Annotated in this window: 17 protein-coding genes; 1 reads left to right on the top strand and 16 read right to left on the bottom strand. The window is 56.5% G+C overall.

Features of this window, described 5'->3' with window-relative positions; genetic code table 11:
- Positions 1-75 precede the first annotated feature (75 nt).
- From MCACP_RS04410 to MCACP_RS04380, 7 genes are all read right to left on the bottom strand, one after another.
- Complete coding sequence (locus MCACP_RS04410; RefSeq protein WP_406678173.1) at positions 76-2199, bottom strand: stage V sporulation protein D; 2124 nt, start codon at positions 2197-2199, stop codon at positions 76-78.
- Between the two features lie 80 nt (positions 2200-2279).
- Positions 2280-2801, bottom strand: a complete 522-nt coding sequence (locus MCACP_RS04405) for a septum formation initiator family protein (protein WP_406678172.1) — start codon at positions 2799-2801, stop codon at positions 2280-2282.
- A gap of 3 nt (positions 2802-2804) precedes the next feature.
- Positions 2805-3761, bottom strand: a complete 957-nt coding sequence (rsmH, locus tag MCACP_RS04400) for a 16S rRNA (cytosine(1402)-N(4))-methyltransferase RsmH (RefSeq protein WP_406678676.1) — start codon at positions 3759-3761, stop codon at positions 2805-2807.
- A gap of 11 nt (positions 3762-3772) precedes the next feature.
- Complete coding sequence (mraZ, locus tag MCACP_RS04395; RefSeq protein WP_406678171.1) at positions 3773-4204, bottom strand: division/cell wall cluster transcriptional repressor MraZ; 432 nt, start codon at positions 4202-4204, stop codon at positions 3773-3775.
- A gap of 199 nt (positions 4205-4403) precedes the next feature.
- Entirely contained in the window at positions 4404-5468 is a 1065-nt protein-coding gene (locus MCACP_RS04390; RefSeq protein WP_406678170.1) for a hypothetical protein, read from the bottom strand.
- A 65-nt stretch (positions 5469-5533) separates the two neighbouring features.
- Complete coding sequence (locus MCACP_RS04385; RefSeq protein ID WP_406678168.1) at positions 5534-5803, bottom strand: lactate racemase domain-containing protein; 270 nt, start codon at positions 5801-5803, stop codon at positions 5534-5536.
- Positions 5790-6734, bottom strand: a complete 945-nt coding sequence (locus MCACP_RS04380) for an ROK family protein (protein WP_406678167.1) — start codon at positions 6732-6734, stop codon at positions 5790-5792. Before MCACP_RS04380 ends, MCACP_RS04385 begins: the two co-directional genes overlap by 14 nt.
- Positions 6735-6863: 129 nt before the next feature.
- Here MCACP_RS04380 and MCACP_RS04375 point away from each other — a divergent pair, with 129 nt between their 5' ends.
- Positions 6864-8195, top strand: a complete 1332-nt coding sequence (locus MCACP_RS04375) for a B12-binding domain-containing radical SAM protein (protein WP_406678166.1) — start codon at positions 6864-6866, stop codon at positions 8193-8195.
- Between the two features lie 27 nt (positions 8196-8222).
- Here the strand turns inward: MCACP_RS04375 and MCACP_RS04370 are convergent, their stop codons facing one another.
- The 9 genes from MCACP_RS04370 to MCACP_RS04330 form a co-directional block, all read right to left on the bottom strand.
- Positions 8223-8957: a tetratricopeptide repeat protein gene (locus MCACP_RS04370; RefSeq protein WP_406678165.1), complete on the bottom strand. Its 735-nt coding sequence runs from the start codon at positions 8955-8957 to the stop codon at positions 8223-8225.
- 136 nt (positions 8958-9093) lie between these two features.
- Positions 9094-9351 (bottom strand): FmdB family zinc ribbon protein, encoded by a 258-nt coding sequence (locus MCACP_RS04365; RefSeq protein ID WP_406678164.1) that lies wholly within the window; start codon positions 9349-9351, stop codon positions 9094-9096.
- Positions 9329-11149 (bottom strand): ATP-binding protein, encoded by a 1821-nt coding sequence (locus MCACP_RS04360; protein ID WP_406678163.1) that lies wholly within the window; start codon positions 11147-11149, stop codon positions 9329-9331. The genes MCACP_RS04365 and MCACP_RS04360 overlap by 23 nt, the downstream gene beginning before the upstream one ends.
- On the bottom strand, positions 11146-11829 hold the full coding sequence (locus tag MCACP_RS04355; RefSeq protein ID WP_406678162.1) for a response regulator transcription factor: 684 nt from the start codon (positions 11827-11829) through the stop codon (positions 11146-11148). Before MCACP_RS04355 ends, MCACP_RS04360 begins: the two co-directional genes overlap by 4 nt.
- A 168-nt stretch (positions 11830-11997) precedes the next feature.
- Positions 11998-12126: a hypothetical protein gene (locus tag MCACP_RS04350; protein ID WP_406678161.1), complete on the bottom strand. Its 129-nt coding sequence runs from the start codon at positions 12124-12126 to the stop codon at positions 11998-12000.
- Positions 12127-12254: 128 nt separating this feature from the next.
- On the bottom strand, positions 12255-12935 hold the full coding sequence (locus MCACP_RS04345; RefSeq protein WP_406678160.1) for a Crp/Fnr family transcriptional regulator: 681 nt from the start codon (positions 12933-12935) through the stop codon (positions 12255-12257).
- A gap of 21 nt (positions 12936-12956) precedes the next feature.
- Complete coding sequence (locus MCACP_RS04340) at positions 12957-14996, bottom strand: flagellar assembly protein A (protein WP_406678159.1); 2040 nt, start codon at positions 14994-14996, stop codon at positions 12957-12959.
- Positions 14997-15081: 85 nt separating this feature from the next.
- Positions 15082-15462 carry a Fur family transcriptional regulator gene (locus MCACP_RS04335; RefSeq protein ID WP_406678158.1) on the bottom strand — a complete coding sequence of 127 codons (381 nt, stop codon included), beginning with the start codon at positions 15460-15462 and terminating at the stop codon, positions 15082-15084.
- 74 nt (positions 15463-15536) lie between these two features.
- Positions 15537-15899 (bottom strand): YlbF family regulator, encoded by a 363-nt coding sequence (locus tag MCACP_RS04330; RefSeq protein ID WP_406678157.1) that lies wholly within the window; start codon positions 15897-15899, stop codon positions 15537-15539.
- Positions 15900-15907: the final 8 nt, after the last annotated feature.

Below are 15907 nucleotides of genomic sequence, written 5' to 3'. Positions count from 1 at the left end.
TTATATTCTTGCCAACTACTGGTAATTTAACCTTGCAATGGTTTAGCCCGGCGCCGCAAGCGCCGGGCTATTATGCTACGGTCCCAGTACTTCCTGGGATGGTTCAAAGAACTTGACCTTTACTTTCGTTCCCGGGGAGACCACCGTTCCCGGGGCAGGGTCTTGCCCGGCCGCCTGACCGGTTCCTTCCGGTACCAGGTTCAGGCCATAGGCTTCGAGGATTTCCGCCGCCTCGCTCACCCGCAGGCCGGCAACATCCGGTACCCGGGGCCTGGCGGGATCGCCCTGAAGGTACAGGATCACATGGGTTCCCGCCGGGACGACGGCTCCTCCTTTAGGCACCTGGGCAATTACCTGTCCCCCGCTGCCTTCCACCCGTACCGCCAGGCCGGCTTTCTCCAGTTCAGCCCGGGCCGCAGCCAGGTCGCGGCCGACGACATTGGGTACGGTAACCGGCGCCGGGGGCTTTTCCTGATCCTTATGCCCGCTGTCATACTGGGGCGGTACTTTGAGGTAGTGGAGGGCATCGCTGACCACCCGCTGGAAAATAGGGGCGGCCACCGTCCCACCATAATAAGGATATCCTTTGGGCTCGTCAATGGTTACCAGGGCCACCAGGCGGGGGTCATTAACCGGTGCAAAACCAATGAAGGAGGCCACGTATTTTCCTTCCATATAACCCCCGGGACCGGCCTTCTGGGCCGTACCCGTTTTACCGCCCACCCGGTAGCCGGGAATATAGGCATTGCGCCCGGTTCCTTCACTGACAACGGTTTCTAACATTTCACCGAGCAATCTGGCCGTTGCCGGCGAGATGACCCGGCGTACCACTTCGGGCTCGTACTTTTTAATAACATTACCCTTATTGTCCAGGATTTCCTTGACCAGGTGGGGACGGATCAGCTGGCCGCCGTTGGCCACCGCCGCAACGGCCGTAATTAATTGGATGGGAGTAACGGCAATGCCCTGACCGATACCGATGGTGGCAATGTTTATGGGCTTCAGTTCATTCTCGGGGATCAATAACCCCGTCCCCTCGCCGGTTAAATCAATTCCTGTGGGTTCACCGAAACCAAAGGCCTTGATGTAATCATAAAAAAGGCCGGCTTTCTTCTCTTCCAGCCGCAGGGCCACCTGGACAAAGACCGGGTTGCAGGAGTTTTTGACCCCATCGGCAAAGGACTCGCTGCCGTGCCCCCCCGGCAGCCAGCAGTTAATGGTATCCGGCCCTACTTTGATATAACCGGGATCGAAAAAGCGGTCATTCGGTTTCACAACCCCTTCTTCCAGGGCTGCTGCGGCGGTGATAATCTTAAAGGCCGACCCCGGTTCATAGGCATCCCGGACCAGGGGGTTGCCCCAGAGGGTACGGGGATATTTACTATAATTATTGGGATCAAAGGCCGGCCGGCTGGCCATGGCCAGGATTTCCCCCGTTTTAGGGTCCATGACGATGATATTGGCCCTGCGAGGACTGGTAGGGCTGGCCATGATTTTGTCAAGTTCGCGCTCGGCAATATACTGGATGGTCTGGTCAATGGTAAGAACAAGGCTGTGGCCGTTCTGCGGTGGTATATAACGGTGGGTGGCCCTGGGGATTTCACGGCCCAGGGCATCAAATTCCAGGACAATTTTGCCGTCTTCCCCGGCCAGTTCTTTATCGTACATGGCCTCGAGGCCTTCCAGGCCCTGGTTGTCGATACCGGCAAAACCCAGCACATGGGCCGCTAGTACCCCGTTGGGGTAATAACGCCGGCTCTCAGGTACCACTTCAATCCCCGGTAATTTCAAGTCTTTAATTCTTTGGGCTTTATCAAATTCCACTTGACGGTCGACAAATTCAAACCCCGTGTTGCGGGTTATTTTTTCCAGAATTTTTTCGGGAGGGATATTCAAGATGGCCCCTAATTTAGCCGCAATTTCCTGAGCCTTACCAGAATCCTTTATTTCTGAGGGAAAAGCCCCGATATAGTCGGTGGCTATACTAATGGCCAGTTCATGCCGGTTGCGGTCGTAAATAACTCCCCGCTGGGCCGCTACCGGCATGGGATTGAGGCGGTTTTCGATGGCTTTTTGCTGTAGTTCCCCGCCCCGCACGAACTGCAACCATGCCAGCCGGAATAAAACCGTTACCAGTCCCAGTGCCAAAATAAAAAAAGCAAAAGCTAAACGCTTACGTACATTGATGCTGGTTTGCATGCCCTTCGCCCCTCGCCGGCGGCCCGCCGGTAGCCCCGGCACTTAAACTTAACGGCTTTGGTCAGCTGGCCCCGGGCAAGCTAACTGTTAACCCTGGCTACACGTACCGGTTCCAACCAGTTTTGCAGAGCCCGGGAAATGGCTGCCAGCCAGGACTGGTGGACAGGCGTTTTTGTTTCATCCCCTTTCCCGGCCGGTTCTCCAGCTGCCACTTGCAGCTGCTGTCCCTGCCCGGCCTGCCGCGGAACATAATAAAGCTGCCCCTCCCGCGGTTCCACCATCCCCAGCCGGGTGGTAGCCACGGCAGCTATCCGCTCCGGTGCTTTTAAGCGGGCCACCTCTAATTGTAGCCTTTCATTTTCCCTTTGTATAGTATTGATTTCTTGTTTCAGGGCTTCCAGTTCGTATCCTTTTATTACCACCTGTACCGCCAGATAGGTTTTAGCAAAGGCAATGCCGATGGCCAGCAAAACAAGGCCCAGCAACATCACTTTCTGCCTGGCCCTATTTTGCACCCGCGGTCGGGGCGTTTTCCTTCCCGCTGCCTGCTTATGGGCCACGCTTGTTTTATAGGCGAGTTCCTGCGGTGGTGCTGCTAACATAGCTTATTCACCATCCTTTTCCTTTAGAACCCTTCGGGCCACCCGGAGCTTCGCACTGCGGGCCCTGGGATTGGCGGCGATTTCTGCCGCCGATGGAGTTACCGCTTTACGCGTAACCGGTTCTAAAACTCGCTTCCTGCCACAAATACAAAGCGGCAATTCCGGCGGGCAGGTGCAATGGCCGCTTAAACGCTGGAAAGTTTTTTTTACTATCCTGTCTTCCAGGGAATGAAAGGATATAACCCCCACCCGGCCACCCGGATTTAAAACTTGCTCCAATTTTTCCATGGCCGCCTGCAGGGCATCCAGTTCGCCATTAATGGCAATCCGGAGGGCTTGAAAGGTCCGCTTGGCGGGATGAGGTCCGGACCTCCTCGCCCTGGCCGGAATTGCTGCCTTGATAATGGCTGCCAGCTGGGTGGTGGTGGTAACGGGTGCTTTTTGCCGGGCTGCTACGATAAAGGCCGCTATACGCCTGGCCCAGCGTTCTTCGCCGTACTCCCAGATAATCTGGGCCAGTTTACTTTCAGGCCAGGTATTAACAACTGTCGCCGCCGTTAACTCCTGCTCCCGGCCCATGCGCATATCCAGGGGGGCTTCAACCTGATAGCTAAAACCACGCTCCGGGTTGTCCAGTTGATAGGATGATACCCCCAGGTCAAAGAGAAGGCCGTCCACGGCCTTGATCCCCTTGCTTTGTAAAACCCTGGCCAGGTCCTTGAAATTAGCTTGAACCAGTTCTACGGCTCCTCCAAAGGGCGCCAGCCGCTCCCCGGCAGCGTTAATGGCCTCGGCATCGCGATCCAGCCCGATTAAACGCCCGCCGGGAAGCAGGCGGGGTAAAATGGCGGCGCTGTGACCGCCACCGCCAACGGTGGCATCCACAAAGATTTCCCCGGGCCGCGGGTCAAGAAACTGTACAACTTCCGCCAGCAACACCGGCTGATGAGCATAGGGCAAAGCAGCCACCCCTAAATATCAAAGTCGACGATTTTTTCGGCCAGGGACTCGTACTGGGCCGCCGTTTCCTGGCAGTACTGCTCCCACAGGGAGCGGCTCCAGATTTCTACCCGCGTGGCAACGCCCACAATGACCACTTCTCTTTCCAGGCGGGCGTATTCCCGTAAATTCGCCGGTAGCAGTATTCTCCCCTGGCGGTCGAGCTCACATTCCGTGGCCCCGGAAAAGAAAAAGCGGACAAAGGCACGGGCATCAGCCCGCGTAAAGGGCAGGCTGCGCAGTTTCTGTTCCATCTCCGCCCAGCCGCTCATGGGGTAGACGAAAAGACAGTTGTCCAGGCCCTTGGTGATTACAAATTTTTCTCCCAGCTCCTCTCGGAAGCGCGCCGGGATAATCAGCCGTCCTTTATCATCAATGGTATGCTGGAACTCCCCCATGAACACGGGCGGCATCCCACTTTCCTACCACTTCATGCCACAATGCCCCACTTAACACCACAACATAATATTCGCTGCCAGGATAAAAATTCCTGCTGCAGAAAAAGAAAAACCCTCACGAATGGAGAGTTTTTCTGCTATAGAACATATTTTCGCCGTTTTTCGGGAGAAAGCTTTCTTTTGCGGCTCCAAGCCCAGGGAGCCATCAGGCCATAAGTCCTGCCACTTCGGCCGTTAACTTGTAAATGTGCTCGCCAAGGCGCACTTCCAGCACGCCAGTGCCACAGGCCGGGGTCACCAGGGCCTGGTGGTAAAGGCGCTCCCGGTCCACACCTTTCCGGGCCAGCTCCTCAATTGCCCCCTGCAGCCTGGCAACCAGGCTGGCCGGCGTTTCCTGCCAGGCCTGTTCATAGGTAGGCACAATCCCCCAGGCCAGCACACCGTCCCGCTCCAGGAAAGCGGCCACATCGGAGGCAAAAACCTGGAGGGAGGTAAAGTAATTGTAAGCGTCAAAGCTTAAAACCTGGTAGCCGGCCTCGAAAAAGACGGGCCATTCCACCCCGCTGCAGGAATGGGCACCGGGCAAGCCGCCCCCGGCCCTGATGCCCTCTACTACACCGGCCAGGGCCTCCACCAGTTCATCTCGCTGTAAAGCCACATGGGTGGAAGTACCGTAGGCGGCCAGGGCCGGATCATCGACGAATACCAGCACCGGCAGGCCGAAGCGTCCCAGTTCCCGGGCCTGCCAGCATGCCTGCATGGCCGTGGTCTTAACGATGAGGTCCCTTAACTGATGGTCATAAAAGGCGCTGCGCCCGGAGCTGCTGCTTAAGTAAAGGCCGGCAGTTATCGGACCGGCTACCTGGCCTTTGAGATAGCGGGCTTTGCCGGTACCTTTCTGTTCCAGGTATGCCACCAGGGCATAAAAGCCGGTCCCGGCTTCCCGGGGAATGGCAAAGGCCGCCAGGGCTTCTTCGCTCCCGGCTTCCGCCTCCAGGTAAAGGCTGTAAAAGGCCGTAAGCTTAGCGGCCCAATCAGGGCTGGCATCGGTAAATACCGGCATCTTGCCGGGGTCGTCTTTAATCAATCCCAGGCGCACCAGGGGGGACAGGCTCTGGTAAACAAAGTGCTCCTGATGCCCCCGCCGGGGTAACTGGGGCCAGTGGGGTATCAGGGGCATATTCTTAAAGATGAGTTCCAGGGCCGGCCCGGGCTCCTGATAGGGCAGGCTGCCTATACCAGCCGCCCAGAAGTTACCAGGTAAAGGCATGCGTATTCTCCTTTTTGCATAAGGTACTCCCAGGTTAATTCGCCGCCGGGCGGCCTTTTCCTTCTCTAACCTCCCTCCATAAGGATGATAACTTCCACGCCGGCCTCCAGGTAGTGACGGTGGAGCCAGATGGGCGTCCCCCGGGAGGAAACACCTACCTGCTGCAGGATACCAGAAGCAAAGGCGTCATGGCTGATCACCTTGAGCCTGGCCGCCACTTCAGGACCAACAATGAGGGGAAATTCTTCCGGCGGCGCCGGCCGGTGCAGACCGGCAGTGGCGCACAAAAAATACCCCGGCCAAAATTGGCCAGGGCAGGCATTAAAGATGTTCATGTTCCCGTAGCTCCAGGGCCAGGCGAGCGGCGCCAATGATCCCCGCCTCATTGCCCAGCCTGGCCGCCAGGACGGGTAGGGGTTTTATCTGCCAGGCTCCTAAGCTTGCAGCCAGATATTTACGAATGGGCGCCAAGATTACTTCTCCGGCCTGGGCCGGCCCGCCGCCGACAATGACGGCTTCCGGCCCCACCACTAAGACGGCATTGGCCAGGGCCATACCCAGGTAACTGGCAGCATAGTCGACCACCCGCCTGGCCAGCCCATCGCCCCCGGCAGCGGCCGCCAAGATTTCCCTGGCCCCGAGATCAGGGCTGTCCTGCAGCCGGGACGGCTGGCCGGCAGCCAGGTATTCCCGGAACCGCCGCACCATGGCTGTGGCTGAGGCCAGGGTTTCCAGGCAGCCCCGGCCGCCGCAGTGACACTGGGGGCCATCGCGCAACATTTTAACGTGTCCCAACTCGGCGCCGTAACCAAAGACGCCGCGCCGGATGTGGCCGTCAATGATCAACCCCGAACCGATGCCGGTGCCGATGGTCACCATGAGCAGGGAATTAAAACCCTGCCCGGCTCCCTGCCACATCTCCCCCAGGGCGGCCGCATGGGCATCATTGTCAACGGCCACCGGTAAATTTAAGCGGGCAGCCAGCTCGGCCCGGAGGGGGAAGTCGCGCCAGAACAGGTTGGGGGCCAGACGGACCAGCCCTTTTTCCACGTCCACCGAGCCGGGTACACCGATACCTGCTCCTTTTACATCCTGCATAGCCAGCCCCTGCCGGCGGACAAGGTCGCCGGCCAGGGCTGCGATGCGTTCCAGAACTGCCCCTGCTCCATCAGCAGCGCCGGTGGGCATCTGCCCCTTCACCAGAAGCCGTCCTTCTATATCCACCAGCCCGGCTTTTATTGTTGTACCACCGAGATCTATACCCAAAAGGCACAACTTTACCCATTCCTTTCATAAATTGCAGGATTTCGACCCCGGAAAGAGAAACCATATACATGATTCTTAGCCGTCATGGCCATATTATTGCTAAAATCCTTTGCTGGAGGTCAATTTAAAATGAAAATTGCTTTAATCGCCCCGGCCTGGCATGACCCCCTCTGGGAAAGCGAAAAGGAAAAGTCCATTTTCCCGCCCCTGAATTTAATCACCCTGGCGGCCCTGACACCACCCCAGCACGAGGTAACTATCCTCGATGAAAGTTTAACCGATATCGACTTCAATGCAAAGTACGATTTGGTCGGTATTTCCGCCATGACGGCCCTGGCTCCCCGGGCCTATGAGATTGCCGACGCCTTCAGGGAAAAAGGCGCCACGGTAGTCCTGGGCGGCATGCACCCTTCGGCCCTGCCGGAAGAAGCCGGCGCCCATGCCGACGCGGTTGTCATCGGCGAAGCTGAAGGTTCCTGGCAACGGCTCCTAGCCGACCTGGAAGCAGGAAAGCTGCAGCCCATTTACCGCCAGCAGGAACGCCCTTCCCTGGAACATATGGTTCACCCGCGGCGGGATCTTTTACTCCGCAGCCGCTACCTGGTGCCCGATACCGTCCAGACGACCCGCGGCTGCCCCTTTGCCTGCTCTTTCTGCACCGTCAGCCAGTTCTTCGGCAAAAGCTTCCGCTTCCGGCCGGTGGAAGATGTAATCCGCGAAGTCGCAGGTCTGGAAGGCGAAGTAATCGCCTTTATTGACGATAATATCGTGGGCCATCCCGGCTATGCCCGCCGCCTTTTCACTGAACTGGCCCGGCTGCCTAGAAAAATTAAGTGGTTTAGTCAAGGCTCCCTTAATATTGCTCGGGATGAAGAATTACTGCGCCTCGCCGCAGCCAGCGGCTGCATCGGCCTCTTCATCGGGTTTGAATCCCTTTCCCCCGGTAACTTGAAGGCCGTAGGTAAAGCCGTCAACCGGGTGGAAGAATACCGGGAGGCCATCAAAAAGATTCACGACCACGGCATTGCCATCGAGGGTGCCTTTGTTTTCGGCCTCGACGAAGACGATGAAAGCGTTTTTGAACGGACCGTCAAATTTGCCCAGGAAAACCGCCTGGAAGCGGCCCAGTTTGGCATCCTGACCCCCTTCCCGGGAACGCCCTTAAGGGAGGCTATGGAGCGGGAAGGGCGCATCACCTGCAATGACTGGAGCGAGTACACCATCAGCAAGGTTGTCTTTGAGCCTAAAAACATGAGCGCTAAAACCCTGCAGGAAGGCTTTAACTGGGCCTGGCAGGAATTTTACTCCCTGGGTTCCATCTCCCGCCGCCTGGGACTGGCCAAAAAGCACGCCGCCATCCTCTGGGCTCTGAATTTAAATATCCGCAAGCGCTTTAACCATTTTCTTGAAAGACTCCGCTCCGGTAGCTTTACTGTGCCGCGGCCTTCCCTGGCGAAATAAAAAAGCCGGTGATAGACCGGCTTTATTCTACTTCCCCTGCTCCCCTCCAGCCTGGGGCGGGCTGTTTCCTGCCTGGCTTGCCTGTTGTTTGGCCGCTTCGGCCTGCTTGATCATTTCCCGGACCTGGTCGGCCAGGTCTTTGTCGGGGTTATGCTTTAAAATTTCCTGCCACTGGTCTATGGCTCCCTGGAAGTCGCCCTTCATGGAAGCCAGGTACATCCCGTAACTCAAGCGGGCATTATTATCCTCCGGGTCGGCTTTAATGGCCGCCTGGAAGTTATCTTCCGCCAGCTTCTCATCACCGGCGTACAGGGCCGCGCCTGCCAGGCGTAAATATATACCCTTCTCCTGGGGATTAAGTTTAAGCACCTGCTGGTAGCTGTTTACTGCTTCCTTGAAACTTGCGGTTGCTTTGGCCTGGTCGCTGTTAACAAAAAGATACATGGTCCCCAGGTGGTACTGGTTGTCACCCAGTTTTAATATTGTGGCCACGTCGTTGGGCTTGGCCTGCAGCTCTTTTTGTAAGTTGCTGATTTCCGTTTCCAGCTGGCTGATCTGCTCCTGGGCCGCCTTCTGCATGGCCTCAGCCTGCTGGGCAGCATCCGCTGCCGGCGCCTGGGTCTCCGGTGTGGCCACCGTCGCTTTGGGCGAAGCAAATATGGCATAACTGCCTATTAACCCGATACTCAAGACAACAACAAATAAAACTCCCAGGACCGGCCGCTTTTTACTCAACCGGCGCAGGGAAGTCATCATGCCCATTCCTGTCCACTCCCCTCTGCCCCATCATAACTTAACTGCCGGGTATGTGTCAATGAAAAATATAAGCCCTGGGTTGCCAGGGCATGCTAATCTTCCCTTTTTACTTAAGGGTCGACGACCCTTACCATTAACCCCCTCAGCTGAAGCGGCTGCCTGCCGGCGCCGCGCAGCCGCCGCTGCTGCTGCCTCCCAGGATGGTAATCCCGGTAAAGAGCTGCTGCAGCTTCCAGCTCCCGCAGGCGGGGCAGGTGGCTTTATCTCTATCCTTCCAGGACATCTTGACGGTAAAACGTTCACCACACTCCTGGCAACGGAAATCATAGGTCGGCATGTCGATCATCACCCCCACAATTTTCGCTGTAACTATTTTACTATCGTCTATTTTCGCTGTCAATATGCAGGGGCAGATAGAAGCTGAAGGTACTACCTTTACCCAACTGGCTTTCTACCTCCACCCGGCCGCCGTGGGCTTCCACCAGGCTCTTGACTATGGCCAGACCCAGGCCGCTGCCCCCGTCCCGGCGGGAACGGGACTTGTCCACCTTGTAAAAACGCTCCCAGATATAAGGTAGATCTTCCGGGGGGATGCCGCTACCCGTGTCAGCAACGCTGATCTTAATTTCATTGCCAACCAGACCGGCCGTTATCCCGATCCTGCCCCCGGGCGGCGTATGGTGCCGGGCGTTGTCCAGGAGATTGGCCATGATCTGCTCCAGACGCCCGGCGTCGGCCCGGATCTCCGGTAGAGAAGGCGGTATTTCTGCTTCCAATTCCAGCTTGTGCTCCGCCAGCAGGGGCCGGTATTTGCGGGCCACCCCGGCCAGCAATTCCCCGATATTGACGTCGGCCATTTCCAGGGATAACTGACCGGCGGCCATTTTATTCAAATCAAAAAGGTCGTCCACCAGGCGCCGCAAGCGGCCGGCTTCGGCCAGGATAATATTGGTGTACTCCTGGCGCTCCTTTTCCCCGGCGGCCAGGCCGTCCGCCAGGGCCTCGGCATAACCCTGGATAAAGGTCAGGGGCGTTCGCAGGTCGTGGGACACGCTGGCCAGGAATTCCCGGCGCAGTTGCTCCAGCTGTTTTTGGGCGGTTATATCCTGGATAATAGCCACGGCCGCCCGGCTGCCTGGCTCTTCCCCCTGGAAGGGCGCGGCCCGGACGGCAAAAATCTGCTGCCGCCACCTGATTTCTCCCGCAGTACCTTCGCCCTCCAGGGCCGCCCGGAAGGGTGCCAGCAGTTCTTCCGGCAACCCCGACCCCGGTGGCAGGGAGAGCCCGAGGAGCTTTTCCGCCTGGGGATTGGCAAAAAGAACTCGCCCGTCAGGTTTAAAGGCCAGGACGCCGTCAGTCATCCCCCTGATCACCCGGTCGAGCTTTTCCTTTTCCCGGGACAGGGCGGCTACGGTCCGGGCCAGTTCCTCGGCCAGAAAATTAAAACTTGCGGCCAGCTGGCCCAGCTCATCATCCGAAGTTACAGGTACACGGCCGCTGAAATCGCCCCGGGCCATCTGCCGGGCTGTAAGGCTCATCTGCTTCAAGGACCTGGTTACCCGGCGGGCGGCAAAAAAGGCCAGCAAGGTGGCCAGCAGTACCGCCCCCATGCCGGAATAAAGGATCAGGCGGTCGACTGCGGCTATGGCTGCACTCAAAGAAGCCTCCGGGGCAAAGAGGATTACCGCCCCGTCAACACCCCCGGCGGTCTTGATAGGGACGGCCACGACCAGCATCCTGCTATTAAAGATTTCCTGGTAACCCCGCTTGATAACCGTATTTCCGGCCAGCACCTGCCGGATTTCATCGCCGTCCAGGTGCATGCCGGTTGCCGGCCAGCCGCCGCTGTGGTGCAGGCCATGACTCCAGCCGCGACCCATCCTCATACCCATGCCCATACCCATGCCTGTTCCGGCATCACTGCTGCAGGAAATTACCAGGCCGTTGCGGTCAATGATCATCACCCCGGCGCCGGCTACCTTGCTGAGAATATCAGCCTGGCCGGAAAGGTTGCCGGCGTCAGCACCGGCGAGGCTCTGGGCCAGCATCTCTCCTGTAGCCAGCAAATCATCAACCTGCTGCCGGGAATAGTAATTACCCAGCAGCTGGTGCAGGGATAGGCCAATGGCCAGCAGGCTTACCACCACCAGGGAAACCAGGAGCAACCACAACTTGGTAGTAATGCTTTTGCTGATCATGGCCCCACCTCAAACTTGTAACCGACACCCCAGACCGTGGTGATGAACCCGCGCTCCCGGCCAAGTTTTTCCCTCAAATTCTTGATATGGGTATCTACAGTCCGCAGGTCGCCGTAAAAATCATAACCCCAGACCTTTTCCAGGATTTTTTCCCGGCTCATGACCTGGCCCGGGTGCCGGGCCAGGAAAAGGAGAAGGTCGAACTCCTTGGGCGTCAGGTTGTTTACCGTCCGCCCGTCGACTTTAACCTCCCGGCCGGCAATATCAATGCTGAGGCCGGGAAATTGCAACTGCTCTCCTCGCTGCAGGCCGGCCCCGGCCCGCCGCAGCAGAGCCTTCACCCGGGCCACCAGTTCCCGGGGACTGAAGGGCTTGACCACATAATCGTCCGCCCCCAGCTCAAAACCCAGCAAACGGTCCATTTCTTCTCCCCGGGCCGTCAGCATGATAATGGGCAGGTCCATTTTCTGGCGTACGGCCCGGCAGACACTCCATCCATCGCCGTCGGGCATCATCAAGTCCAGGATGAGGAGATCGTATTTATCCTGCTGGAGTTTCTCCAGGGCCTGGCGGCCGGTAGCCGCCTCGGCAACTTCCATGCCTTCTTTTTCTAAGTACAAGCGCACCAGCTGGCGCAGGCCCGCCTCATCGTCAGCTACCAGGATGCGCCACTTTTCCATCTTTATATACCCCCTTGGTGTATATTGGGTTCTGCTAGAAATGGCGATTGGGATCATCCCGGACATCATGATAACATACCGGAAGTAAAAAGGGATAGACACAAAAAACCCCGCAGTTTTTACCCCCTGTTAGGGGGACCTGCAGGGTCAAAGCCCATGTCTTATCCTTTACACGGTAGTAGAGTTATCCTCGCCCTTGTCCCGTGGTTTTTCAATTTTAATACCAAGCCATTGCAGGCGCTCTATCCAATCCTGGTTGGCTTCCGGCCTGCCGGAGGATGTTTGCCGGCCATCCATTCTGTTTAACCCTCCTAACATTTAGCCTTTGTTTATTATTTTATAATACCTTTATTTCTTTTCGCAAGGGCTAAGGAGTAAACAGTTTTTTTTACCTGGTCGAAGGTAGAAAATCACGCCTCAGCGGCTTAATTCCAGCCGGCCAGTTTTTGCGGCGACAGGATGGTAATTCGCTGGCGTTCTACTCCTACGGCTCCCAGGCGCTTGAAGTCGCTTAAAATCCGGGCCACCGTCTCCCGGGAAGTACCGATAAGGTTGGCCAGTTCCTGCTGGCTTAAATTGAGATCGATGGTGACGCCGTCTTCCCGGGGCGTTCCGTAATCCCTGGCCAGCTGAAGGAGGATGCTGGCCAGGCGGCCATAGGCCCCTTTGAGGGCCAGGTCCCGGATATGCTCCTGGGCCTGGCGTAGACGCCGGCTCATGACTTTAATGATTTTCACGGCCATTTCCCCGTGCCGGCTGAGCAGCCTTTCCATATCGGCGTTGCGAATGATACCTACTTCGGTATCTTCCATGGTTTCGGCTGTAGCCGGATAAGGGCCGCCTTCAAATAGAAGGACTTCGGCAAAGATTTCCCCCTCCCGGACGAAGTGCAGGATCTTTTCGCGGCCGTCCTCCAGTACCTGGAATAGTTTGATGGCCCCCTTTTTGACAAAATAGATGGCGTCGCCGGGTTCGCCTTGCATAAAAATATACATATTCTTCCGGTAGCGGCGCACAAGGGCCAGGGAAGCAATATGCTGTAACTCTTCCGGGCTCAAATCGGCAAACACCGGTATCTGGCGTAAAAATTCCCAGTTCTCGGCCATTAACCCGCACCTTCTTTTACTTCAAAATATTCCCAGGATCATATCGCCATCATTATTCACATAGACCATAACTTGATTTGCTTCATTATCAATCTGGCGGATACGCTTGCCTATTTGCAGAGTACAGTTCGGCCAGATCTTGCCGACTTTGATTACCCTGCCTTCGGCAACACGTACCAGGGTTTTGGCGCCACCGCTGGAGCCTGTTTCTTTGATATAAACATCACCACCGGCATAGATGCTGCCGCCCCGGAAAACACCCTGGATTTCTACCCTGTCCCCGGCAGCAATCTCGGTATTAAAACAGCCGCGGCCGGTAACTTTTACCCAACCACTGGCCTGGATTTTGCTGTTGAGGGCATAGCTTAAAGTTATATTACCTCCCTCCGGGGGTAACTGGCGGCAGTAGGCGGCCATCTCCTCGACGGCAGCCGTCATTTGAGCCAGTTTTACCGTATTGAGACTCTGAATGGCAGCCGGCGTCCCGAAAGCCCGGACCAATTCATGCCCCAGCTGGATTAAGTTCTGTTCTTCCGGTTCTCCTTCCGCGCCCCGGATGAGCTGCTCCAACTTGGCTGCCAGGGATGGCAACTTTTTAAACTTATTTTCCACCAGGACACTAATCAGGTAACCGGTGTTCAAGGAGGAGGCCCTTCCCCTCTGCCTGGCACCCCGCTCCATCTGCCCGGCGGCTGCCTGGAGGAGGGATAACTGCTGGGCCAGGTCGGTTAAGACCGGTTCCGCACTCTGGTAGATGCTTTTTATACCTCCGGCAACCAGGAGCGAACCGATGCAGTTATGGCGAATAAAAATGGATCCTCCTGTGCGAACTGTAGCCTGGGTAACGTCACCACCGATTTCTACATCCTGGGTGGCAACCACCTGCATGGTTTCGGTAACATTGCCGGTAATGTTGATACAGCCTTTAAACTTGAGGTTACCGGAAGCTAGGTCCACATCTCCCCGGTGTACCAGGACCGGAACAATATCAATTATCACTTTTCCCTGCCGCTGGCTTAACTGGGGCCGACCCTCGGCCCTGGCCACACAGCGCTGGCCATCGATAACCTCCGTCCCTTTCCCGGCCACCAGTTCAATATCCTTCGGTTCAGGTGGAGGAATGGCTTTGCCGGTAACCGTCATTCCCGGCTTGCCGGGCCGCGGCGGTATCTTGACGGCCAGGAGATCGCCAACTGCCGCCGAGGCCCGGACCACCATCTCCCGGTAGTCGACCCGTTCCTCGTCGTTAACTTCTCTTCTAGCCATTTCACTGGTACAAAAAAGATATTCCACCCGCCCATCCTCAGGAGGCTGAGGTGGCTGGCCCCGGGCAACGACTATTTCCATCTCCCTGGTCGCCGTACAGGCCTGTTGTACGGCTTCCTCGTCAATTCCGTAAACAACCTGCTGGCGGTTAAACTCGGCCAGGAGTTCCTCACGAGTCACGGCCGGCAGGGCCACATCCACCGGTTCGCCCGTTAATTCCAGGCGGCTGGCCGGGAACCGGTCTTGCAGCTTCCAGGTCCGTTTATAACCCGGTTTAATTGTTAACTTCGCCGTCAGGCCATCGGCGGCTACCGTCAATTTCCACTCGCCATCTTTTAGCTCCTCCCTGGGCTTGACGGTAATGGTGTCGCCGGCCCGTACGGCTGCCTCGCCGGCTATAGGCCGGCCGTTAACATAAAGTTCGAAATGGTCGCCGGGAATAATGGTTGCCGGCAGTTCCCCGCCGCCGATATGAACCTGGCCCGCCTCAACCCAGGCATAAGCGGAGCGTTCCTCTCCTGCCGGCTCATCGACAATAACCGGCCCAGTTTCTGCGGCGGCCTCTAAATCAGGTTCCGTATTGCTCTCCTGCCCGGTTACTGCTACTTCCTCGGCAGGCCGGGCCAAAATCACCGCCGTCCGGCGGCCTATGCCTAAAAAGCCTTTATTCCCGGCATCGATTATTTCCACCGCTAACTCTTCAGGCAAAACTTGAAGGAGATTTGCGGCCCTACGGATGGCCTCTTCCACCGTCTTTCCTTCAACCCTGATACTTCCAGCCGCCACAGCCCCCACCTCTAACCCAATTAATGCCTTTATTTTAATTCTCGGTTAAATGGGAAAATCCTTTAAAAAAATAACCAGGTTTATACACCTGGTTTTAGCCTTGCTTTTGCTGCTGGCATTCCGGGCAGATACTATAAAATTCCAGGCGGTGATAGAGAATTTTACCGCAGCCGCTAGCTTCAGCCTCTTTTTCCAGTTCATGGTGAACCGGCATATCCACGTCTGTAATGCGGCCACATTCCAGGCAGACACAGTGGTAATGATTTTCCGGGTTACCGTCGTAACGGCTGTAGGTGCTGCCGTAATTTAATTCCATAATCTCGCCGGCTTCTTTTAAAACCCCAAGGTTACGGTAAACAGTTCCCAGGCTGATATCGGGTAAAATTTTGCGTGCCTGGGCATAAATCCAGTCGGCCGTAGGGTGAGTATCGGTATTACGCAGGATATCCAGGATTACTTTTTTCTGTTTGGTCATGCGCCTGCCTGCTGACTCCATAATCCTCACCATCTTGTTGGTAACAATTATCACTTTTATTATAAACCAGCATTTTACTTTTTGTCAATGTCGCCACTTATATCTTTTCCCCATTCAGGTATGGCATCAAGTAGTATTTTCTGGATATCAGCCAGCAGCCGGGCCACCCTTTCTTCCGCGGCGAGATAAGCTGTTATGGAGGGATTGAGGCTGATAATGCGGTAACTTTCCTCCACGGCCTGCTTTAAAGCCGGATCCGGTTCCTTCCCGCTTAAAACGGCCATCTCCAGCTCCAGCCGGCGCCGGCGGAAATCCCGCAGCATGTTAAGGTTGGCGGGATTGCTTTCCAGTTTGGCCCTGGCCAGGCGATAGTCGCTATATTCATTGCTCCGGCTCAAAGCACGGGCCAGTTCATGGGCGCGATCATAAACTTCCATCAGGGAAT

The organism is Neomoorella carbonis, from assembly GCF_045278715.1.
Classification (GTDB): domain Bacteria; phylum Bacillota; class DSM-521; order Neomoorellales; family Neomoorellaceae; genus Neomoorella; species Neomoorella carbonis.
Note: the sequence above shows the minus strand (reverse complement) of the source record. Positions and strands in the feature narration are given on the sequence as shown.